Here is a 22,079-nt window from a genome sequence, read left to right on the forward strand (position 1 = left end):
TGCCAGGACTGGACTTCATCGTACCTGCCGCTTATTTCACTGCCGCGGTCCTGTTCATTTACGGCCTCAAGGCCATGAGCTCTCCGGTCACCGCCCGGGCCGGCATGATCTGGGCCGGCGTGGCCATGGCCCTGGCCGTACTGGTGACATTCGTCCACCCCAAGGTCGAAGGCAACTACGGCCTGATGATTGTCGCACTGGTTTCGGCCTCGGCGCTGGCCTGGTGGTGGGCGCGGATCGTCGCCATGACCGACATGCCGCAGATGATCGCGCTTTACAACGGCATGGGCGGTGGCTCGGCAGCCGCAATCGCCGCAGTCGAGTTGCTCAAGCTCCACTCCGGGCAGGTCAGTATGGTGCCGACCACCCTACTGGTCGCCGCGTTTGGTGCCATTATCGGCTCGATTGCGTTTTCCGGCTCACTGGTGGCTTTTGCCAAGCTGCAGGGTTGGATGCGCAAGACCTGGCGCTTTCCGGGCCAGCAACTGCTCAACCTGGCCGTGTTCACCGCCACCCTGGTAGTTGGTGCCTGGATTTTCATTGACGGGCCAACACCTGCCCTGTTGCTTGCCTTCTTCCTGCTCGCCCTGATCGCCGGCATCCTCATCACCGTACCCATTGGCGGTGCCGACATGCCGGTAGTGATTTCCCTTTACAACGCCCTGACCGGCATTGCCGTCGGCTTCAAGGGCTATGTGCTGGAAATTCCGGCACTGATGATCGCCGGCATCGTGGTCGGTGCGGCCGGCACACTGCTGACCCAGCTTATGGCCAAGGCCATGAACCGACCGCTGTCCAACGTGCTGTTCTCCGGCTTCGGCAAAGCCGATGAAGACGGTGCCGGCGTGGCCGCGTCCGGTGAAATGAAGTCCATCGATGGCACCGACGCCGCCATTCAGATGGCCTACGCGGACAAGGTCATCATCGTGCCCGGCTATGGCATGGCCGTCGCCCAGGCCCAACACAAGATCTGGGAGCTGACCGAGCTGCTGACCTCTCGTGGCGTGAAAGTCAGTTTTGCCATCCACCCGGTTGCCGGGCGCATGCCCGGACACATGAACGTGCTGCTGGCCGAGGCCGGCGTACCCTATGACATGATCTTCGACCTCGAAGACATCAATGCCCAGTTCCCGACCACCGACGTGGCGCTGGTCATTGGCGCCAATGACGTGGTCAACCCGGCAGCTCGCAAGGACACCTCCAGCCCGATCTACGGCATGCCCATTCTCGATGTCGATCGAGCCAAGAACTGCATCGTCATCAAGCGTGGCCAGGGCACCGGGTTTTCCGGCATCGAGAACCTGCTGTTTTTCGAGGACAATACGCGTATGCTCTACGGCGACGCGCAAAAGGTCGCGCAGGCGCTGATTTCGGGGGTCAAGGCGCTGGGCTAGACCGCGCAAGGGAACAGCCAGAACGACTGCAGTCAGGGCGACCTTCAGGCAGGAGGGACGCCCTGCCCTGCACTTTGGAAATACTTGACAAGTGTGTTGGTGTTGTATAACACTAGCACCACGAGCGAACCAAACGGAGACAGCCCTATGAAACCGACTACCCTGGCAATCCTGCTCGCCGCCCTGATCATGGTGGGCTGCAGCCGTGATGACGACCGACCCGAACCCGCCGCACCCGAGGTGAATGCCGGCCTGAAGGCCGAGCTTTTCGAACGCATCGACGCCGACGCCGCCTACCTCATGGCCAACCTCGAGCCGCTGCCTGAGGACATCAGCGAACGTATTTGGGACATGTTCGGGCCAATGGCGGAAGGCAATCGCGAAGCCTATGAGGCCATGCCTGAAGCCTACGATCATCCCCTGCTGGCAGCGCTGGTCGAGGAGCTTGTGAACTTTGACAGCCGCGAAGCCTTCGAGGCGCGTGGCCTGCACGGCAACGGCCTCTGGGCCGTACACAGCCTTTCTCTGTTTCCGGTGCTGCACTGGCAATTGACCGACGCCGCGGCCTTTTCGGCCATGCTGGAACGCATTGGCGAGAACGCGGGCGTTGCATTGCCTTGGCGTGAGATCGATGATGCGGAAGTGCTCTGGATCGAAATGGGCGACTTTGGCCTGGCGCTGCGTCACGACGAGTACTTTGTGACCGCCGCGCTGATACCCGACGACTCCCGTCTGCTGCGTCGCGTGGCCGACCTGGAACGCCCAACCACCGCCTACACCCCGTCGGACCTGTCCCGGTTCAACGAAGAACGCGGGTTCTTGCCGCAGACCAGCGGATTTCTCGAATTCGGTCGACTGTTCGAGCGCCTGCTGGACGACGATGATGAACTCGCCGGTCCCGTGCATCTGGCCGCCGGCGTACAGGGCCTGCTCGCCGATCCCGCCTGCGATGCCGAACTGCGCACCCTGGTCAGCCAGATGCCGCGTATTTCAACCGGTTACTACAGTTTTGAGGATGGCGAGCTCTATTCCGGCACGAAGTTCGAGACCGACCCCGCGCTGGGAGAACGTCTGGCGAAAATCGCCGATGCCCCGGTCAGCCTGGAAGGGGATGCCGAGGCCATGTTCAGTTTCGGCCTGGCCTTCAATCTCGTTGCGGCCCGGGATTTTGTCCGCGACATGATCACCGGCTGGGTCGACAATCCGCCACAATGCGAGCTGTTTGCAGGTATTCGAGACAACGCGTCTGAATGGCAACTGGCCGTCAATCGCCCCATCCCGCCCATGGTCACCAACCTGCAGGGAGTGCGTGCGCGCCTGGATCGGGCCGTCATCGGCCAAGACATGAAGAGCGTGGAGGACGCCTCGGGTTCACTGGCCGTGTTCATGCGCAACCCGCAGATGATCGTCGGCATGGCGCAGATGTTTTCCCCCGAACTGGCGGCCGTTTCCCTGGAGCCGGGTGGTGAACCCCAGCGGCTTCCCGAGGGTATCGTGCCGGACACCCAGGGTGTCAGTGCATGGATCGCCATGGGCGACAACGCTCTGGGTGTGGCCCTGGGTGAAGAACAGAAGGATCAGCTCATGCACCTGCTTGAGCCCGGCGAGGCGGGTAGCGCCATTGCCCATGTCGGCATCGACTTCGCCGCCTACGGCCGCCTGATGGAGGACATGATGTCCGAGATCCAGACCCAGCTTGAGGATGCCGACACCGAACTCGAGCTAGGCGATGATGAAGAAATGTTCAGATTGCTGGCCGAAATCTACGGTTATTCCGATTTTTCGCTGCACCTGACAACCGCGGGCGTGGAAATCAAGAGCCGGGTTCAACTGCGAGACTGAACAGAGATGTGCTCCATACTTGGAATCTTCGACATCCCCGCAGGCCAGCGTGGCCTGCGGGGTATTGCACTGGAGGCATCACGCCGCCAGCGTCATCGTGGCCCCGACTGGAGCGGCATTTATGTCAATGACCGCGCCATCCTTGTTCACGAGCGCCTGGCCATCGTCGACATCGACTCCGGTGCCCAGCCCCTGTTCAGCCCCGACCGCAACCGGGTGCTCGGCGTCAACGGCGAGATCTACAATCACCGCGAACTGCGTGCCGAATGCCCGGACTACGACTTCCAGACCGGCTCGGATTGCGAGGTCATTCTTGCCCTGTACGATCGTCACGGCAGTGACTTTCTGAACCGGCTCAACGGCATCTATGCATTCGTGCTGTTTGACGAAAGCAGCGGTCGCTACCTGGTCGCCCGCGATCCCATCGGAGTCATGCCGCTGTATTACGGACGTGACGATCAAGGCATGCTCTGGGTGGCCTCCGAAATGAAAGCCATTGAACCGCGTTGTGCGCAGGTTCGCACCTTTCCTCCGGGTCATGTGCTCGACTCGGCCGAAGGGCAGATCCGCCGCTGGTACGAACCGGCCTGGCAGGATTTCGAGCAGGCACAGGAACCGGCCGACTCGAGCCAGCTTCGCCTGGCGCTGGAGGCCGCCGTCCATCGTCAGATGATGTGCGATGTTCCGTATGGCGTCCTGCTCTCCGGCGGCCTGGACTCCTCCCTGATTGCCGCCATGGCCCAGCGATTTGCCGACCGACGCGTTGAAAGCGACGACACCGAAGCGGCATGGTGGCCCCGTCTTCACTCCTTCGCCATCGGCCTGGAAGGCTCACCCGACTTGGCCGCTGCCCGAGTCGCCGCCGAGGCCATTGGCACCCAGCACCACGAATTTCATTACAGTATCCAGGAAGGCCTGGATGCGCTTGATGATGTCATCGCCCACATCGAGACCTTTGATGTCACCACGGTGCGGGCCTCGACCCCGATGTTTCTGCTGGCCCGCCGCATCAAGGCCATGGGCATCAAAATGGTGCTCTCGGGCGAAGGCGCCGACGAGATCTTCGGCGGCTATTTGTATTTTCACAAAGCCCCCGACGCGCGCGCGTTCCATGAGGAAACAGTGCGCAAGCTCGACAAGCTCCACCTGTATGACTGCCTGCGCGCAAACAAATCCATGGCGGCCTGGGGTGTCGAGGCGCGTGTTCCGTTTCTCGACCTGGAGTTCCTCGACACGGCGATGAGCTTTGACCCCAAGGCCAAGATGGCCGGCGAGCACCGTCCCGAGAAAGCCATTCTGCGCGAGGCCGGCACCGGCTTGCTGCCCGACGAGATCCTGTGGCGCCAGAAGGAACAGTTTTCCGACGGTGTCGGCTATGGATGGATCGACGCACTCAAGGACCATGCCGACCAGGAGGTCAGCGATCGGGAATTGCTTGAGGCCGAACAGCGCTTCCCATTCAACCCGCCGACCACAAAGGAACAGTACCTCTACCGCCGCATCTTTGAGCGGCACTTTCCATCACCGGCGGCAGCGGCCACAGTCCCGTCCGGTCCCTCGGTGGCCTGCTCCACACCCGAAGCCCTGGCCTGGGATGAAGGCTTCAGCCAGATGGCCGACCCTTCAGGGCGGGCTGTTCGCGGAGTTCATGCCGACAGTTACTGATAAGGACTCCGGCCTGCGGCAAGCCGTTCACGCACCATGGGAATGGAGAGTGTTCGTCGCTCTGAAAGGGCTCGGGCAGCCAGCGCCTCAACCAGGCAGACCAGATGACCGGCATTTCGCGGCGCCCGGCTGAGCAGGTAATCAGTCACGCCCCGACCCAATGGCACCTCGTGCTCGCGGGCCAGCCGTGTGACCAACTCGGCCAGATCACGCTCCTCCAGCGGTGAAATCGTCAGGCGAGTGGCCTGACCAAGCCGTGACTTGAGATCCGGGAGCACCACCGCGTCCCGTCCACGACCGCTGAGCATTACGCCGGCACGCTCCTGCCGCCAGCGATTGAGGGCGTTGAACAGGGCCCTTTCACCGTCCTCGCTGCCGGCTACGGAGTCGGCATCGTCGACCAGCACCCAGTCGGCACTGGTCTGCTCCAGCAAGGCCAACTGCCCCGGCTGACTCAAGCCGATGTACTGAGCCTGCCGACCTTGCCGCAGACACTGGTCCAGTACAGCCCAAAGCAAATGACTGCGACCGCTGCCCGACGGTCCCGCCAGAAAATACCACTGACCCGGCTCGAGACCGCTTTTCAGCGTGCCAATGAGCGCACCGTTATCGCCGGTAACGAAGTTGTCAAAACTCGGACGTCGTGGCGGCTTGAGCGAAAGCGACAGCTGGGCATGCGTCATGAGCAAGACAACCGTCAGGAGGAATCATCGCCAGCCCGCTGTCGGCTGATCTCGACAGCGCGCCGGGTCCAGATCCAGACATACTGAACCAGCGTCACCAGCGTCATGAAACCGACCAGCCACACCAGCCCGATCTGCGCCTCAGGCGGAAACGGCACGCCGGCCAGCCGCACCAGCACGAACCACATCAAAAACACTTGGCAGAAGGTATTGAATCGCGACAGCTGGGTGGGTTCGGCCACCACGCGCTCGAACCTCAGGTGATAGATCATGCCGCCGCCGACAATCACCAGGTCCCGGAAGATGACCATCCCGATCAGCCACCAGGGCAGCTCGCCCAGCCAGCCCAGCGTCAGGTAACCAGCCACCATCAGGAACTTGTCGGCCAGCGGATCGGCCAGGCTTCCGAAGCGACTTTGCCAACTGAATCGCCGTGCCAGCCAGCCATCGAGCAGGTCGGACAGACCGGCAAAGATGGCCAGGGCCAGTGCCCACTGGTAGTGCCCGATCAGCAGCAACCACACGATCGGTGGCACCACGATCATGCGGCCAATGGTCAGCAGATTGGGTAACCAGCTCAGATTCAACGGCGCAACCGATACAACAAAACATCCCCGTCTGGCGGACCGGCGCGATCCACCAGACCTCCCATCTCCAGAAACTGCTCCAGACCCTCGCCCCCGAGTTCGAGCTCGAACTCTAGACTGCGCCCACCGGCACGGACCACGCGCAGATCTTCCACAACGCTCAGATCGGCCAGGTAGGACTGGACTTCGGCGAAATGCACATCGTCGACGATTCCCTCGACACGAATCCGTCGCACACCGCTATCGCCCTCCGATTCCCGAACTGCATAGCGGCTCGCCATGGCCGATGCCAGGCGCTCCATGCCACGCTGGATCAGCATGTCGCGGTACAGACCGGTATGCTGCAAGCCGGCATCGGCTCCGCCCACTCGCCAGTACCAACGTGCCGACCAGATTGGGCTATCGAGAGCCGGCTCCTTGCGCAGATCCAGCATCGCGACCACCTGGCTGCCGTACCGCCGGGCCGCCGGCATGGCGGAATCCAGAAACCCGCCGCGAATATCGGCCAGCGCCACTTCCGCCATGTCCAGCGCATCGCCCAGCGGCCAGACAATATCCAGCCCAAGACGTCGGGCCTGCTCGGCCACCACCGCCTCGAGCCAGGGATCTTCGGCAAATGTCGCGCCCTCTTCATCCTCAACAGCCATCCACAGAAGAATGGCCGGCCGCTCCCGGCCCCAGCGCGGCATGCCATGTTCCCGAAGCAGCCGATCGACAGCTCGCTGATCGAACTCGACCCGTGCCCGCAGCTCGGTCACCGTTTCACCGGACTCTTGCAGTCGATCCCGACGCACGGTGTGCCGTGCCTGGACCAGGTTGTTGATCTCGGCCGACCCCAGCGCCAGTGATTCGACTGGCGAATGCTCGACCTGTCCAGTCAAACGCAGCAACACCTCGTCCAGGGCCCGCCGAACGGCCCGATCATCCATGCCGCCATCATCAGGCAAAACCGCCTCGCCGGTATATAGATCACTAGCCAGCACCACCGGAGCCAGAAGCACCAGCGCAAGCAAAAACGACACCACGGGCAGATGTGTGAAAATGCGGGTCATAAGTCGGGGAAAGATACCATATGGGGAGTTGGTTGGTCGCTTCTTGCCGCCCAAAGGGCGGCAAACCGCAACCAACCAACCCGTCAAGCAATTGTCTACTCGCCTGCGGCTCGCAGACCGTTGGTTGGTCGCTTCTTGCCGCCCAAAGGGCGGCAAACCGCAACCAACCAACCCGTCAAGCAATTGTCTACTCGCCTGCGGCTCGCAGACCGTTGGTTGGTCGCTTCTTGCCGCCCAAAGGGCGGCAAACCCCGCAGCCCTGCCTCCCACCCCACTTAACACTTAACACTTAACACTTAACACTTAACACTTAACACTTACCCCACCGCCCCACCCCCAAGCACCACCTCCCCCAATCCCGTAAAATCCTCCTCAAACCACCCAACACCCCCAACCATGTCCGAAAACAAGTCCCCCGGCCTCAGTTATCGCGATGCCGGTGTCGATATCGATGCCGGCAATGCACTGGTCGACCGCATCAAGCCGCTGGTGGCCCGTGCTTCCCGTCCCGAGGTGCTTGGTGGACTGGGAGGATTCGGTGGCCTCTTCCACCTCGGCGAACGCTTCAACGATCCCGTGCTGGTTTCCGGCACCGACGGGGTCGGCACCAAGCTGCTGCTGGCACGGCAGATGGACAGGCACGACACCATCGGCATCGACCTGGTGGCCATGTGTGTCAACGATATCCTGGTCTGTGGTGCCGAGCCGCTGTTCTTTCTCGACTATTTCGCCTGCGGCAAGCTGGAAGTGGATGCGGCCGCCGATGTGGTAGCCGGCATTGCCGAGGGCTGCCGCCAGGCTCACTGCGCCCTGATTGGTGGCGAGACCGCCGAAATGCCTGGCATGTACGGTCCGGGAGAATACGACCTGGCCGGGTTCACCGTCGGTGCCGTCGAGCGTTCCGCGCTGATCGACGGCATGGGCATCGACGAGGACTGCGTGGTGCTCGGTCTGTCCTCGTCGGGCCCGCACAGCAACGGTTATTCCCTTATTCGCAAGGTCATTGAAGTCAGCGGAGCGAATCTGAGTCAGGATCTCGATGGTCAGCCGCTGGGCGAGGCATTGCTGGCCCCGACCCGGATTTACGTCCCCGCAATACTTGACCTGATCGGGGGTTTCGACATTCGCGGCATGGCGCATATTACCGGTGGCGGACTGACCGAGAACATCGTGCGTGTGATCCCCGAGCACCTGGGGCTGGAGATCGACAGCCGGACCTGGACGCCACCGGCCGTGTTCCATTGGCTGTCCGAAGTCGGCAAGATCGACTCGGCTGAGATGCGACGCACATTCAACATGGGCATCGGTTTTGTCTTGATCGTGCCCGAATCGATGACAGCACCAATTGCCGCTCGCCTCGACGAACCGGCGCCGGTGATCGGGCGCATCGTCCGGCACGAAAGCGGGGAGCGCGTGCGCTTTGTCTGAGCAACCGCGCCTGGTCGTGCTCGCCTCGGGTCGCGGCAGCAACTTCCAGGCCATTCTCAACGCCATCAAGCAGCAACGACTGGCAGCGACCCTCGGTGCCATGATCAGCGACCGCGCCGGCGCCGGTGCGCTGGAACTGGCTGCCAATCAGGACGTCGACACGGTCTGCATTGAACCGCGCCACTTTTCCGGGCGCGACGACTACGAAAAGGCGCTGATGACCGCCATCGACGGCTTTGCCCCCCACTGGGTGGTGCTGGCCGGATTCATGCGGGTACTGGGGGCCAATCTCGTGCATCACTACCTGGGACGGATGATCAATATCCATCCATCCCTGCTGCCGCGCCACCGCGGCCTCAACACCCACCGCCGGGTGCTTGAGGCCGGCGAGAGCGATCATGGCGCAAGCGTGCACTTCGTTACTCCCGCACTCGACTCCGGACCCGTCATCGCCCAGGTGCGGATGCGGGTTGCAGAAGACGACACAGCCGATACACTGGCGGATCGACTGCTGCCGCTCGAGCACCGCCTATATCCGGCGACACTGGCACTTTTGCTCGATCACCGTGTCGAATTGCGCGATGAGGATATTTGCATTGATGATCAAACGATTGCTGCTCCCCTTCGGCTTGGCCGCGATCTGGACGATGACGGTCGCCTGGTCCGGCCCGGTGAACGCTGAAGCCGGCTCTAACAGCGACGCGCCACTGCCGCCGCATACCGCGACCTACGAGGTGCTCAGGCGGGGGACCAAGATTGGCGAGATCCATGTCTCGCTTAGCCAGCGTGACGACGGCATCTGGTACTACAACACCGAGACCGAAGCCACCCACCGCCTGGCGCGCCTGCTGCGACTGTCCGGCGAGGAATCGGCCCATTTCGTGTGGCGCGACAACCGCATCCTGATGCTGACCTACCACCAGGTACTGCGCACCCCGCGCGGAACGGAGTACTGGCAGCACCGCCTCGACTGGGACGAAAAGATCGTCCACACGAAAAGCTCGGAGGGCGAGTTCACCCACGAAATCGAGCCGGAGATGGTCGACCCCCTGAGCCTCAGGCTGCAGCTGGCTGTGGACCTGAACGACCCGGAGCGCCGCAGCGCCGATCACCAGTTTCGCCTGATCGACGAGGACGAACTCGACGACGAGGGCTTCACCTACGGCGGCGAGGATCGCCTGGAAGTCCCGGCCGGCTGCTTCGATGCCATTTTCCTTGAACGGGTCCAGCGCCCCGATTCGGTGCGCACCAACACGTCCTGGCATTCCGAGAACTTCCACTGGATGCCACTGCGCATCCTGCAGACCCGAAAGGACCGCGACGAACTGGACGTACGCCTGCTCGAAACCTCGATCGAGCTGGGCGACACCAGTTGCTGACGGTGGAGCGCGTGGCTCACCCGTCACGATTCACGGATCACAATTCAGGCCTATAATCATCGCAGACAAACACCGAGTCGAGACCATGAGACTTCCCGCTGTTTTTGTCGCCCTGCTCTTCCTGGTCGGCTGCGCGGTCAATCCGGTGACCGGGGAACGTGAACTCAGCCTGGTCGATGAGCGCTGGGAGCTGCAGACCGGTGAACAGTACTACGCCCCCCTGCGCCAGTCCCAGGGCGGCGACTTCGTGCTCAAGACCGAACTGGTGGCCTACGTGAAGGAAGTCGGCCAGCGCGTGGCCGCCGAGTCCGATCGTGACCTCCCCTACGAGTTCGAGATCATCAACAGTTCGGTGCCCAATGCCTGGGCGCTGCCCGGCGGCAAGATCTCGATCAATCGGGGCCTTCTCACCGAGATGGGCTCGGAAGCCGAACTGGCCGCCGTACTCGGCCACGAAGTCGTCCACGCCGCCGCCCGTCACAGCGCACGCGCCCAGTCCCGAGCAGTCCTGACCCAGAGCGCGGTCGTTCTGGGTGGCATTGCAGTGGGAGTGGCCACCGAACGCGAGGACTACGCCTCGGTCGCCATGCTGGGCGGCATGCTCGGTGCCCAACTCATCACTCAGCGCTATTCGCGCGACGCCGAGCGTGAAGCGGACTATTACGGCATGATCTACATGCACCGGGCCGGCTACGACCCGCAGGGCGCAGTCGATCTCATGGAATCGTTCCTGCGTCTTTCCGAAGGCCGCGACCCCGGCTTCATGGCCGGCCTGTTCGCTTCCCATCCGCCCTCACGCGAGCGCGTCGAGAACAACCGCCGAACCCTGGCCGATCTCGGTGCCGGCGGCGAGGTTGGTCGTGATCGGTACCAGCAGGCCATCGCCGGCATCAAGGCCCTGGAGCCGGCCTATGAAGCCCACGACAAGGGCCGGTTGGCGCTGCAGCAGGGAGATCACGAGAAGGCACTTGCAAGGGCCGAAGAAGCACTGGCCCTGGAAGACGGCGAACCCACCTTCCATGCACTGCGCGGCGATGCCCTGGCATCGCTGGGTCGCTATGCCGACGCCGAGTCCGCCTACAGTTCGGCCCTGGCGCGCGATGAAAGCTGGTTCTATCAACACCTGAGACGCGGCATGGTACGTGAACGCCTGGGTGAGCTGTCGGGCGCGCGCAGTGACCTGCGCGCCAGCATTGATCGGCTGGAAACGGCCGAAGGTCATTACCATCTGGGCAATGTCGAGCGTGCCAGCGGCAACCGGCAGCAAGCCGTGAAACACTATCGCACCGCGGCTCAGTCCGACGGCGATGCCGGACGCCGGGCCCGTCAGGCCCTGGCCGACATGGGCGTGGAATAGACCGTCTCGGGCATGACACTGGCCCTGTTCGCGGCACTGCTTGCCGCACTGACTGTCGCCGCGGCCTGGTGGCTGCTGCCCATACCGGTCGCGCGAACCCTGCTGGCGCTGGAGCGCTGGCACTGCGGCATGAAAAGCCGCTGGCTCACGCTCGGACCCATCCGCTGGCATTACCTGGAAGCCGGTCGTGGCCAGACGCTAGTAATGATTCACGGCTTCAACGCCGATGCCCATCACTTCACCCGACTGACCCGCAGAGTACGGCAAAGCTGCCGGGTTCTGGCCCCCGACCTGCCCGGTTTCGGTCTGACGGAGACCGTGACCCCCCTGGAATATGACGTTGAATCCCAGGCCCGTCGCCTGCTGGAATGGCTGGACGCGATGGGTGTCGACCGATGCCAGCTCGGGGGCAGCTCCATGGGCGGATACGTGGCCGTCGCCCTGGCCCGCATGGCTCCCGAACGAATCGAATCCCTGTTCCTGCTGGCACCGGGCGGGCTGCAGGAGCCACCCTTCGCAGAAGTGTTCGAGGCCGTCGCTGCCGGGCTGCACAACCCGCTGGTGGTGCGCAATCGTAGCGATTTCGAGCGTCTTATCGATCTATGTTTCGTCAGACGGCCATGGATGCCTCGCCCGGTCAGGCATTACCTGGCCGAGCGCGCGGCAGCCGGCCAGGATCGTGCCGAAGCCATTTTTCACCAATTGCGTTTCGACTCGCCTCCACTGGAAGAGCTGGCCCGGGATCTGCCCACTCCGGCCCTGATCCTGTGGGGGGCTCTGGACAGGGTGCTGCACCCCTCGGGCCTGGAACGCCTGGCAGCCCTTCTGCCAGAAAGCGAAAGCCGGCTGCTGGAGAACTGCGGCCACCTGCCCATGCTGGAACATCCGGGACCCTGTAGCGAGGCCTGGCGCAACTTCAGGCCTCATCGGCAAGCAAGTCGGCACAGTCTGTAGTAAATTTGACGCATTACGGGGTAATTCCTGCACAGCTCAGGGAAGGGAGGCACATTGTCCAGGTTCTTGATTCCGCCGGAACAGCTGAAGCAACGCGCCATCAGCCACCGGATCGACTTCGATTCCACCCGTGACCTGACACCGCTGTCAGGGGCAATCGGTCAGGATGCGGCACGGCGCGCCTTGCGCTTTGGTCTGCTGTTTCCGGGGAACGGACAACACGTCTACGTGTGTGGCCGCCCCGGAAGCCGTCGCCGGCAGATGATCGACAGCGTCGTGCGTGAACTGAAGCCGGAGCCGCGACAATCGCGCGACTTCTGCTATGTCCACAATTTCTCCAACCCCGACCGGCCCAGGCTCATCCGGCTCAAGAGCGGCCAGGGAAGAGCCTTTCAGCAACAGATGATGCGCATTGGCCTGTTCGTGCGCGAACGTCTGCCCGAGATTCTGGGCAATGACCCGATCCGCAGCCGCTGCGAGTCGCGCCTGTCGGCCGCCGAGCGCGATGTGCGTGAGCTGCTGCGCCCCGTCGAAAAACAGCTGAAGGCCGACGGACTGGGGCTCCTGCGCTCACAATCCGGCGCCAACGCGAGAATCGAGATTGGCGTGCGCATGCTGGGCAAGCCGGTCAGCTTCGAGGAATTCCGCGACCTGGTGGCCCGCAAACAGGTCACGGAGGAAGAGCGGCGCGACATCCAGGAAAAGATCGAGCACCACCAACCCGAGATGCACCGGATCGCCCGCCAGATCCGCGAAATCTGGCACGACGCGCAACGCCAGATCGACCAGATCAAGACCTCGGAAACCGCGCGTCTTTTGGGGGAAATGACCGCGGAGATCGCACGGCAATTTCGAGCCGATGGCGTCGACCTGTTTCTACGCGACGTCATCGACGACATTCTGGAAAAACGTGTCGGTCACGACACGGGCCACCTGGCCGATCCGACCGTTCTTTACGGCGTCAAGATCCTCAAGACCGATTCAGGGGAAAAAACCGCTCCGTTCATTGCACCCGAACTGATCTCGCCCGGCAGTCTGTTTGGTGGCGTCAATCCTGTCTGGCGCAGCGGCGAGCGGGCGGTTGCCTCGTTCCATGGCATCCACGCCGGCGCGCTGATCGAAGCCGATGGCGGATTTGTCGTCCTGGATGCCGAAGACCTCATCGATCAGCCCGTTCTGCTGCGCCGGCTGGTGCGCTCACTGCGTTCGGAGGCGACCGAGATTCTGGCTCCCGTCCCCGAACAGTCCCAGTCGGCACAGTCACTCAAACCCGATCCGATTCCCATTGATTGCGGCGTGATTCTTTACGGCGACGCGGATGCCTATGGCAAGCTGGCCTCGCTCGACCGGGAGTTTGCCCAGCAGTTTCGGGTCATGGCGCGACTGCGCGAGTCGATTCCCAACGACGAGGAGGGCATCGAACAGGTTGCCGCGCTGCTCGCGACCATCATCAAGGAGCAGTCGCTGCTCCCGCTCGATCGCTCGGCGATCAACGCCGTGATCGATCACGTGCTTCGCCGCAGTGGCCGCGCTGACCGCCTGGTGCCCGATGAAAGCGATCTGGCCTTTCTCCTTCGAGAAGCCACTTTCCTTGCCGGCGAGGCTGGTCGCGACCAGGTCGGCCACACTGACATCGAACAGGCCCTGGAGGCACGGCGCGAACGGGCATCTGTTGCCTGGTTCGAAGCGCTCGAACTGCTGTCATCCGGCACCCGCGCCCTGGAAACACGCGGCCGCAGAGTCGGACAGATCAACATCACCACCACCCTGGCCACGCTGGACCAGCGCTTTGCCCTCCCGGTGCGCATCGATATCGCCATTGGAAGCGTCAGTGCCAGTCCGCAGGCCCACTGGACCGGAGTCGACCAGAACGGAGACCCGTTCAGCCGACCAGTGCCGGCCCTGGCCGAAACGATTGCCGGATTTCTGCACCTTGACGGCAACGCGCCGGAGGTTCGCCTTTCCCAGTCCGGAGGACCACCACCAGGCTCCGATGACATCGAGGCTGCAATGGCACCCCTGGCCTGCGCGCTGCTGGCAACCCTGGCCGGGGTACCGGTGCGACAGGAGCTGCTGATCAGCGCGGCCGTCGACCTCCGCGGTCAGCTCACTCCCGTTCGACGCATCACCGAACGCGTCGAGGCTTTTTACCAGGCCTGCCTGGCCGACAGCCTCAGCGGCAAGCAGGGAGTGGCCCTGGCCCGGCGCAACGTTGACCGCCTGGCTCCGGACCAGGAGATCATCAAGGCCTGCACCAGCAACACCTTCCGTCTCTACGGACTGGATACCCTGACCCAGGCGCTGGAGCTCTTGACCGGCCAGCATCCCGGCACCTGGCAGGATGGCCAGTTCACGGAAGACAGCTTGCTGGCACGGGCGCGCGCCCAAGCCATGCAGTCCAGTCAAAGCTGACCGGAAAGGTGTTCGTCCAGCCCCAGCTTGACCAGTGAGCGATGCAAGCGGGCCAGCATTCGATCGCCGCGTACGGGGCGATCGTGCAGGCGGGCCCGATCGAAATCGATCAGGTACCATCGTCCGGCGGCATCGATCAGAATATTTCGGGCATTGAGGTCGGCATGGACCAGCCCGGCATCGAAAAACTCCCGCAGGACCCGGCTCAATCGCTGCCAGTCATCGCTGGCCAGTTGGCCAGCCACATCAGCCAGACAGACAGTCTCGGGCAATAGCTCGGTCAGCAGGCCGGCACGATAGGTCGGGCCGGACCGTTCGCAACTGGCCATCAGGGGAGCGGGAACCGGCAACCCTCTTGCCCTGAGAAGGGCCAGCACCCGCCACTCCCGCAGGGCGCGGCTCCGCTCGTAACCAGAAAACAGGAAACGGTCACGACTCAGCCGTGCTGCCTGCCCTCCGCGCAGATATCGTCTGAGCACGGCCGCACCGGCTGGCGTGGCCAGATGCAGTGCCTGTCCGCGTCCGCCCAGTTCGTCGACCACGTCGCGACGCAAGCGCCAGAATGACGGGTCGAGCCATTCCGGTGCAATCGCAGTGACCCGTTCGGGGTCGTATAGAATGCGCAGTGACGGTGCGCTGAACAACGCTTCAGACATGGCAGAACGCAGTTCCGGACATGAACATGGACTCCCGATTTTTTAGATGAGCATAATTCCACCATCGCCCAGATCGATATGCCTGCTCAGACTTTCGGCCCTGGGCGACGTTTGCAATACGGTTCCATTGCTGCGCGTCTTGCAGAACGCCTGGCCCGACACCGCTGTGACATGGATCGTGGGACAGACCGAGCATCGACTGGTCGCCAATCTGCCCGCGGTCGAGTTCATTGTATTCGACAAGCGCCGGGGTCGGGCCGCAATCCGGGACCTGCGCCGCCGTCTTGGCAAGCGCCAGTTCGATATCCTCCTGCATGCCCAGGTTTCCATGCGCTCCAATCTGCTGGCCGCGCGCGTCAAGGCTCGTCGTCGCATCGGTTTTGATCGATTCCGCTCTCGCGAAGGCCATGGCCTGGTGATCAACGAACGCATACCGGCGCGGCCCTTTCAGCATCAGGCCCAGGCCTTTCTGGAATTTGCGCGCCACCTCGGACTACCCACCCATGGCGTCGAACGGCGACTGCCACTAACCGACCAAGCGCGGGCATTTGCACAGCGACACCAGCCCAGGGTCGGACATGCCGTGCTGATCAGCCCGGCTTCCAGCCACCCGCAAAGAAACTGGACAACGTCGGGTTATGCCGAAATTGCAGACTGGGTGATCGAACAGACCGACAGACCGGTCATCCTGGTCGGAGGACCGGGGAAGTCGGAAATTTCACTTGGCCTGGCCATTGAGCAGGCCATGCGCAACCGCCCGCTCAACCTGATTGGGAAAGACACCCTGGAACAGGCCGTGGCCATGTACGACCGGGCCGCCTGCCTGGTCACCCCGGACTCCGGCCCCGCCCACCTGGCCGCGGCCATGGGCACTCCGGTTGTCGGGCTGTATGCTGCAACCTGGTCGCGTCGCTCCGGCCCCTGGGGAAGCCTTGAACACTGCGTTGATCGCTTCCCGGAGGCAACCCGTCACTTCCTGGACAAGCCCCCCGAGAAAGTGCGCTGGGGCTACCGCCTGGAACGGCCCGGCGTGATGGAGCTCATCACGCCGGGGGATGTCATCGAGAAACTGAGAGAACTACTCTAGGTTACTCCTCGACCTGACATGGGTCATAGCCTTCTGTCCCACTGTCATCACGCTCGACTCTAACTGTAGCCGTCGAAGTCGCACCGAATGGGTCAGATATCGTGTAACGGAAGAAATTGGTGCCATGACACGTATCGCTGATGGTGAAGGTAATTGTGTTGTCTTCATTGATCACCGCTTCAGCTGGCGCCAGCGAAATCTGCTGTACCGAGATCACTTCCAGCGGATCACCATCTGGATCAAAATCATTGGCCAACACATCAACAGTCACCGGCACCCCTGCAGGCGCTGAGGCGACGTCTGGCCGAGCAACCGGCGCCTGATTGGCAAATGCCACATCGACGAACACGGTGGCACTGGCCTCCTGGCCGCGTTCGTCGACAACGGTATAGGTAAAGCTGTCTTCACCGTAAAACAGCTGATCGGGCTGATAGCGCAACTGGTTGCCGACCTGGGTCACGCTGCCGTCAGACGGCTGACTGAAAGAAGCGATCTCCAGGCTGCCGCCGTCGGGCAGGGACGCTGCGGCCAGCACATCCACGTCCACGGGGCGGGTGCGCTCGGTCGAAACTTCGATGTCGTCGGCAACCGGCGGCTCACCCGGCGCCTCGACCATGACGGTCACGCTGGCCGTTGCCTGACCGCCGAAGCCATCGTCGATGGTGTAGCTGAACGTGTCGGTCCCGACAAACCCGCTATTGGGCGTATACAGGATGACATCGCTGCCAATCTCCGCCTGGCCATTCGAGGGCTGGGTGACCTCGATGATGCTGAGCGGATCCCCATCGGGATCACTGTCATTGGCCAGCACGTCAAGCGCATTGTCGGTCGAATCCTTCTCGACCGAGAACTGATTGTCGTTGGCCACCGGCGGCTGATTGTCGAATACCACATCACCCTCGGTGATGCTGGTCGTGCTTTCCTGGTAGCGGTAGAAATCGACGATACGCTTGTGGCGAACAGGATTGCGGAGCGCACGGCGAATCCACGGCGCCTCGACCGGCACTTCAACCCGCTCGATCTCGGTCACCGGCTCGTCCGGCCCAACCTGAATGCGCTCGGTGCGCGACTCTTCGGTCACGAAGCTGATCTCCACGCGCCGGTTGCGGCTGCGGTTCTCTTCGGAGTCATTCGGGTAGCGCGGCTCATGCAGGCCACGGCCCTCCCAGTCCACTTCGTCGGTTTCGATGCCGCGCGTGGCCAGGTATTCGACCACCGACTGTGCACGTCGCTCGCTCAACCCCTGGTTGTACTCTTCGGGCCCGATATCACAGGTATGACCCACCACCTGGATGGTGCTGACCAGGCCGCCTTCGCGGATGGCCTCCACCAGCTCATTGAGGGTTTCCCGGGCACCTGGCCTGAGTTCGGCACTATCGAAATCGAACGTGGCCTCGTCGCTCAAGGTCACCTCGGTGGCAACCACCTGCTCCTCGTAGCGGGGCTCGGGTTCACGCGTGACTTCCACATCACGATACTGGCGGGCGGGGCGATGCGAGTGACCGCCGAAACTGTAGCTGTAGACCAGGCTGCCACGCAGATCGTTGCGGTCATCGACAAAATCACCGCTTTTGCTGTAGTAGCTCGTCCGCAGCGAAAGGCTGTGCGGGCTGTTGGCGAAATGCTTGTCCAGCGACAGCGAACCGGTCAGCTGCGAAGAGCCGAAATCACCGCTCTCGTAATCCAGGCCACCGCGCAGGCGCACCAGCTGCTCATCAAAATAGCGCCCGGCTCTCAGGCCAACGCCCCAGTCATAGGGAGCTTCGAAGAAGTCGGTGATCGTCTCGATGGTATCAACACGGGTAAAGCCGCGACCATCAATGGTGCCGGTCTGCAGCCGCTCGTCGAAATCGATGACCCGATTGACCAGACGCTCGTCGGTCAGCGAAGTCATGCCGTAGCCGGCGAAGAACCAGTCGCGGTACTCGTACCCGGCACCGAAGGTGAGCTTGCGGTCGTCGTACTGGTTCTGATCAGCCGCCAGAAACAGCTTGGCCACCCGGCCATCGGTATAGACCGGGCCATCCGGGCCTTCCTCGGCCGTGGTGTTGAACAGCCAGTGGTAGTTGACCTTCAGGCCACCGGCGCCCTCGCGACCCAGCCAGCCCTCGCCGATCCAGGCGCTGCGGTCGGTTTCGGACAGCGATGCCTGAAACTCGCCGATAAAGTCAAACTCGGAATCCACACCGACGCCGACTCGGTATCGATCGCCAATGAACTGAAACGTTGGAGACTGCTGCACGGAGACCGGCTCGTCGTTGTCATCGACTTGTGCCTGGGCGGCCACAACGGCAGCGAGTGCCAGCGAAACTGCCAGAGAGGTTTTGCGAATCATGCCTTGATGCCCCGGATTATTGTCAGGTTAATTGAGGATTATAGTAGCAAAAACGAGATTTACATCCCATGACTGACATGATAATCGGGACAGCGACCGGGAACCCCTCCCCCGCCCGGGCCGGGAAATTCAGCCGCGGTATCGGGCGTAGGACTTCTCTTCCACGATTTTCGAGCCCAGCAGCCGATTGATCTCCCGCTTCAGCGCCGCGCGGCGATCGTTTTCGATGTAGACCGACCGGGCCAGGGAGATGAACGCTTCGTCGAACCGGCCTTCACGTTCACAGTCGCGAATATCGTCCTCGATCTGCCACAGCCGCTGATTGACGTTCAGCAATTCCGCTCTCAGCGAACCCAGCCGTGGCGCCTCCAGCCCCGCTTCCTGCCAGACGCGACCGAGCAATTCGTGCTCCCGCCGCACGTTGGCCAGCTTTTCGGCATCGTCGATGTGCCTGAGCTTGATATCGAGAATGGTGAGTTTATCAAGCAGTTCGCCGGGCGAAACCGGCACCAGCAGCTCCATGGAACAGCCCTCCGAGTACCCCAAAAGCCATGATCATGTCGTTGAAACGATAAATATCTGCCGGGCCCGGGTGTCGCCACCAGGCGAACCGGGCCGACAGAGACCGGCCGGGCGTCCCGGACCGGTCTACAGGCAGAACGGACCGGCCTATTCGCCTTCCTTGAGCGCCTTCATGCTCAGGCGAATCCGGCCCTGCTTGTCCACTTCGAGAACCTTGACCTTGACCTTGTCCCCCTCGGCCAACTCGTCGGTCACGTTCTCGACTCGCTCGTTGGAGATCTGCGAGATATGCACCAGGCCGTCCTTGCCGGGCAGGATGGTCACGAAAGCACCAAAGTTCATGATCTTGGTGACCGTGCCCTCGTAGACCGCACCCACTTCGACGTCGGCAGTAATCTGCTCAATGCGCTTGCGGGCATCGTCGGCCGCGGCCTGGTTGACCGAGGCGATGGTCACGGTGCCGTCATCCTGGATATCGATGGTGGTCCCGGTCTCCTCGGTGATCTGGCGGATGGTGGCGCCACCCTTGCCGATCACGTCACGGATCTTGTCCGGGTGCACCTTCATGGTGAACAGACGCGGTGCGTACTGGCTCATCTCGTCGCGCGGCGTGGAGATCACCTCGTTCATCTGGCCGAGGATGTGCTTGCGAGCATCGCTGGCCTGGCTGAGCGCCACCTTCATGATCTCCTCGGTGATGCCGGTGATCTTGATGTCCATCTGCAAGGCGGTGACGCCGTCTTCGGAACCGGCCACCTTGAAGTCCATGTCGCCGAGGTGATCCTCGTCACCGAGGATATCGGTCAGCACGGCGAAACGATCGCCATCCTTGATCAGACCCATGGCTATACCGGCCACCGGCGCACGCACGGGCACACCGGCATCCATCAGCGCCAGCGAACTGCCGCAGACGGTGGCCATGGAGCTGGAACCATTGGACTCGGTGATCTCCGAGACGATGCGCAGCACGTAGGGGAACTCCTCGCCCTTCGGAATGACCGCGTTGAGCGCGCGCTTGGCCAGCTTGCCGTGGCCGATTTCGCGACGCTTGGGACCGAGCATGAAACTGGTCTCGCCAACACAGAACGGCGGGAAGTTGTAGTGGAGCATGAACTGCTCCTTGTACTCGCCCTCGATGGCGTCGATGATCTGCGCGTCGCGGCCGGTACCCAGCGTGACTACGCACATGGCCTGGGTCTCGCCGCGGGTGAAGATGGCCGAACCGTGGGTGCGCGGGAAAGCACTGGTGTGCATGTCCAGCGGGCGCACGGTCGTCAGGTCACGACCGTCGATACGCGGCTTGCCGTCGAGAATCTGATCGCGCACATGCTTCTTCTCGAGCGCGGCGAATTCTTCAGACACTTCCTCGGCACTCGGAGCGTTCTCGTCGTCTTCCGGGCAAAGCTGCTCGACGACCTTGCTGCGCAACTCGGAAATGGCCTCGCGACGCGTGGTCTTGTCGGTGTGCTGGTAGGCGGCGGCCAGACCCTCGGCGGCCAGCTCGGCCACTTTCTGGTCCAGGCCGGCCGGTTTCTCCGGTGCCTGCCAGTCCCACTTCGGCTTGCCGGCCTCGGCGGCCAGTTCCTCGATGGCCTTGATCGCTACCTGCATCTGTTCGTGACCGTAGGACACGGCACCCAGCATCTGCTCTTCGGTCAGCAGGTCAGCTTCGGATTCAACCATCAGCACGGCATCGGACGTACCGGCGACCACCAGGTCGAGCTTCGATTCCTCGAGTCGGGTCTGGCTGGGGTTGAGCACGTAATCGCCGTCGATGAAGCCGACGCGGGCAGCGCCAATCGGGCCCTGGAACGGCACACCGGCCAGCATCAGGGCGGCGGAGGCGCCAATCAGCGCCGGAATGTCACCGTCCACATCCGGGTTTGACGACATCACGGTCGCGATCACCTGGGTCTCGTTCATGAAACCCTTGGGGAACAGCGGACGGATGGGCCGGTCAATCAGACGCGATGTCAGGGTTTCCTTCTCGGTCGGACGCCCTTCGCGCTTGAAGAAACCACCGGGGATCTTGCCGGCGGAATAGAACTTTTCCTGGTAGTTGACCGTCAGCGGGAAAAACGCCTGTCCCGGCTTGACTTCCTTGCGGGCAACGGCAGTGACCAGCACGACCGTATCGTTCATGGTCACCAGAACGGCGCCATCGGCCTGACGGGCCACGTGCCCGGTTTCGAGCGTGACGTCCTGCTCGCCGAACTTGAATGTCTTCGTAAACTTCTTCACTTCTTCACTCCAATTTGCACTTTCGCAATACAAAACACCCCGGCGCAGTGCAGACTGCCGCCGGGGTGTTCATTTCAAATCGCCGTCAAAACTCGCAATCAGCGACGCAGGCCAAGCCGCTCGATCAACTCACGGTAGCGCTTGACGTCTTTCTTCTTCACGTAATCGAGCAGCGAGCGACGCTGGTTGACCAGCTTCAGCAGGCCTCTGCGGGAGTGATGGTCCTTCTTGTGCTTGTCGAAGTGCCCGGTCAGTTCCTGGATGCGCGCGGTCAGCAGCGCCACCTGGACTTCCGGAGAACCCGTATCACCCTCAGAGAGCTGGTATTCCTTGACCACTTCGCTCTTCTGTTCTGCAGTCAGAGTCATGTTGCAAATACTCCAAAAAATCAAATGTCGGGGCGACCGGGCTTTTCCAGAAAACCCACTGGCGGAACCCGCCAGGCCGGGCTTTGTGCAAAAGCCCCGATCGCCGGTTTTTCATCA

At 62.5% G+C, this 22,079-nt stretch carries 18 protein-coding genes; 10 read left to right on the forward strand and 8 right to left on the reverse strand.

All coding sequences use genetic code 11. The features are described 5' to 3' along the window. Positions 1-8 precede the first annotated feature (8 nt). The 3 genes from IC757_RS11785 (at position 9) to asnB (ending at position 4,901) form a co-directional block, all read left to right on the forward strand. Positions 9-1,394, forward strand: a complete 1,386-nt coding sequence (locus IC757_RS11785) for an NAD(P)(+) transhydrogenase (Re/Si-specific) subunit beta (RefSeq protein ID WP_190977016.1) — start codon at positions 9-11, stop codon at positions 1,392-1,394. Between the two features lie 147 nt (positions 1,395-1,541). After that, positions 1,542-3,236: a hypothetical protein gene (locus tag IC757_RS11790; RefSeq protein WP_190974507.1), complete on the forward strand. Its 1,695-nt coding sequence runs from the start codon at positions 1,542-1,544 to the stop codon at positions 3,234-3,236. Between the two features lie 6 nt (positions 3,237-3,242). Next, on the forward strand, positions 3,243-4,901 hold the full coding sequence (gene asnB / locus IC757_RS11795; protein ID WP_190974508.1) for an asparagine synthase B: 1,659 nt from the start codon (positions 3,243-3,245) through the stop codon (positions 4,899-4,901). Here the strand turns inward: asnB and IC757_RS11800 are convergent. The 3 genes from IC757_RS11800 to IC757_RS11810 are packed head-to-tail and all read right to left on the reverse strand — an operon-like array spanning position 4,895 to position 7,223. Next, the gene (locus tag IC757_RS11800; RefSeq protein ID WP_190974509.1) at positions 4,895-5,584 is read right to left on the reverse strand and encodes an HdaA/DnaA family protein; all 690 of its coding nucleotides are present in this window, start codon (positions 5,582-5,584) and stop codon (positions 4,895-4,897) included. The two genes, asnB and IC757_RS11800, sit on opposite strands and share 7 nt — an antisense overlap. A gap of 14 nt (positions 5,585-5,598) precedes the next feature. Then, positions 5,599-6,171: a CDP-alcohol phosphatidyltransferase family protein gene (locus IC757_RS11805; RefSeq protein WP_190974510.1), complete on the reverse strand. Its 573-nt coding sequence runs from the start codon at positions 6,169-6,171 to the stop codon at positions 5,599-5,601. Continuing rightward, the gene (locus IC757_RS11810; protein ID WP_190974511.1) at positions 6,168-7,223 is read right to left on the reverse strand and encodes a DUF2066 domain-containing protein; all 1,056 of its coding nucleotides are present in this window, start codon (positions 7,221-7,223) and stop codon (positions 6,168-6,170) included. The genes IC757_RS11805 and IC757_RS11810 overlap by 4 nt, the downstream gene beginning before the upstream one ends. Before the next feature lie 396 nt (positions 7,224-7,619). Between IC757_RS11810 and purM the strand changes: the two genes are divergently transcribed. From purM to IC757_RS11840, 6 genes are all read left to right on the forward strand, one after another. Then, complete coding sequence (gene purM / locus IC757_RS11815; RefSeq protein WP_190974512.1) at positions 7,620-8,651, forward strand: phosphoribosylformylglycinamidine cyclo-ligase; 1,032 nt, start codon at positions 7,620-7,622, stop codon at positions 8,649-8,651. Then, positions 8,644-9,333, forward strand: a complete 690-nt coding sequence (purN, locus tag IC757_RS11820; protein WP_190974513.1) for a phosphoribosylglycinamide formyltransferase — start codon at positions 8,644-8,646, stop codon at positions 9,331-9,333. Before purM ends, purN begins: the two co-directional genes overlap by 8 nt. Continuing rightward, positions 9,251-10,030 (forward strand): DUF3108 domain-containing protein, encoded by a 780-nt coding sequence (locus IC757_RS11825; protein WP_190974514.1) that lies wholly within the window; start codon positions 9,251-9,253, stop codon positions 10,028-10,030. The genes purN and IC757_RS11825 overlap by 83 nt, the downstream gene beginning before the upstream one ends. 85 nt (positions 10,031-10,115) lie before the next feature. Beyond that, entirely contained in the window at positions 10,116-11,387 is a 1,272-nt protein-coding gene (locus IC757_RS11830) for a M48 family metalloprotease (protein ID WP_190974515.1), read from the forward strand. Positions 11,388-11,399: 12 nt separating this feature from the next. Continuing rightward, entirely contained in the window at positions 11,400-12,341 is a 942-nt protein-coding gene (locus tag IC757_RS11835) for an alpha/beta fold hydrolase (RefSeq protein ID WP_190974516.1), read from the forward strand. Positions 12,342-12,395: 54 nt separating this feature from the next. Next, complete coding sequence (locus IC757_RS11840) at positions 12,396-14,753, forward strand: AAA family ATPase (RefSeq protein ID WP_190974517.1); 2,358 nt, start codon at positions 12,396-12,398, stop codon at positions 14,751-14,753. On the opposite strand, the gene IC757_RS11845 is transcribed toward IC757_RS11840, so the two are convergent. After that, positions 14,744-15,409, reverse strand: coding sequence for a 3-deoxy-D-manno-octulosonic acid kinase (locus tag IC757_RS11845; RefSeq protein WP_190974518.1), 666 nt, complete (start codon positions 15,407-15,409; stop codon positions 14,744-14,746). The genes IC757_RS11840 and IC757_RS11845 overlap by 10 nt on opposite strands. 46 nt (positions 15,410-15,455) lie before the next feature. Here IC757_RS11845 and IC757_RS11850 point away from each other — a divergent pair, with 46 nt between their 5' ends. Then, on the forward strand, positions 15,456-16,496 hold the full coding sequence (locus tag IC757_RS11850) for a glycosyltransferase family 9 protein (RefSeq protein ID WP_190974519.1): 1,041 nt from the start codon (positions 15,456-15,458) through the stop codon (positions 16,494-16,496). 1 nt (position 16,497) lies between these two features. Here the strand turns inward: IC757_RS11850 and IC757_RS11855 are convergent, their stop codons facing one another. The 4 genes from IC757_RS11855 to rpsO all read right to left on the reverse strand — a co-directional run bounded on the left by IC757_RS11855 (position 16,498) and on the right by rpsO (position 21,962). Continuing rightward, positions 16,498-18,831, reverse strand: coding sequence for an Ig-like domain-containing protein (locus tag IC757_RS11855; RefSeq protein WP_190974520.1), 2,334 nt, complete (start codon positions 18,829-18,831; stop codon positions 16,498-16,500). Positions 18,832-18,960: 129 nt separating this feature from the next. Continuing rightward, the gene (locus tag IC757_RS11860) at positions 18,961-19,353 is read right to left on the reverse strand and encodes a DUF6165 family protein (protein WP_190974521.1); all 393 of its coding nucleotides are present in this window, start codon (positions 19,351-19,353) and stop codon (positions 18,961-18,963) included. 147 nt (positions 19,354-19,500) lie between these two features. Next, positions 19,501-21,594, reverse strand: coding sequence for a polyribonucleotide nucleotidyltransferase (gene pnp / locus IC757_RS11865; protein ID WP_190974522.1), 2,094 nt, complete (start codon positions 21,592-21,594; stop codon positions 19,501-19,503). A gap of 98 nt (positions 21,595-21,692) precedes the next feature. Beyond that, on the reverse strand, positions 21,693-21,962 hold the full coding sequence (gene rpsO, locus IC757_RS11870; protein ID WP_190974523.1) for a 30S ribosomal protein S15: 270 nt from the start codon (positions 21,960-21,962) through the stop codon (positions 21,693-21,695). Positions 21,963-22,079 lie beyond the last annotated feature (117 nt).

The organism is Wenzhouxiangella sp. AB-CW3 (assembly GCF_014725735.1).
GTDB lineage: Bacteria > Pseudomonadota > Gammaproteobacteria > Xanthomonadales > Wenzhouxiangellaceae > Wenzhouxiangella.

Coding starts and splice junctions, on each gene's coding strand:
- IC757_RS11790 (WP_190974507.1), top strand. CDS start 1,542: ATGAAACCGACTACCCTGGCAATCCTGCTCGCCGCCCTGATCATGGTG.
- asnB (WP_190974508.1), top strand. CDS start 3,243: ATGTGCTCCATACTTGGAATCTTCGACATCCCCGCAGGCCAGCGTGGC.
- IC757_RS11800 (WP_190974509.1), bottom strand. CDS start 5,584: ATGACGCATGCCCAGCTGTCGCTTTCGCTCAAGCCGCCACGACGTCCG.
- IC757_RS11810 (WP_190974511.1), bottom strand. CDS start 7,223: ATGACCCGCATTTTCACACATCTGCCCGTGGTGTCGTTTTTGCTTGCG.
- purM (WP_190974512.1), top strand. CDS start 7,620: ATGTCCGAAAACAAGTCCCCCGGCCTCAGTTATCGCGATGCCGGTGTC.
- IC757_RS11825 (WP_190974514.1), top strand. CDS start 9,251: ATGATCAAACGATTGCTGCTCCCCTTCGGCTTGGCCGCGATCTGGACG.
- IC757_RS11830 (WP_190974515.1), top strand. CDS start 10,116: ATGAGACTTCCCGCTGTTTTTGTCGCCCTGCTCTTCCTGGTCGGCTGC.
- IC757_RS11835 (WP_190974516.1), top strand. CDS start 11,400: ATGACACTGGCCCTGTTCGCGGCACTGCTTGCCGCACTGACTGTCGCC.
- IC757_RS11845 (WP_190974518.1), bottom strand. CDS start 15,409: ATGTCTGAAGCGTTGTTCAGCGCACCGTCACTGCGCATTCTATACGAC.
- IC757_RS11850 (WP_190974519.1), top strand. CDS start 15,456: ATGAGCATAATTCCACCATCGCCCAGATCGATATGCCTGCTCAGACTT.
- IC757_RS11855 (WP_190974520.1), bottom strand. CDS start 18,831: ATGATTCGCAAAACCTCTCTGGCAGTTTCGCTGGCACTCGCTGCCGTT.
- IC757_RS11860 (WP_190974521.1), bottom strand. CDS start 19,353: ATGGAGCTGCTGGTGCCGGTTTCGCCCGGCGAACTGCTTGATAAACTC.
- rpsO (WP_190974523.1), bottom strand. CDS start 21,962: ATGACTCTGACTGCAGAACAGAAGAGCGAAGTGGTCAAGGAATACCAG.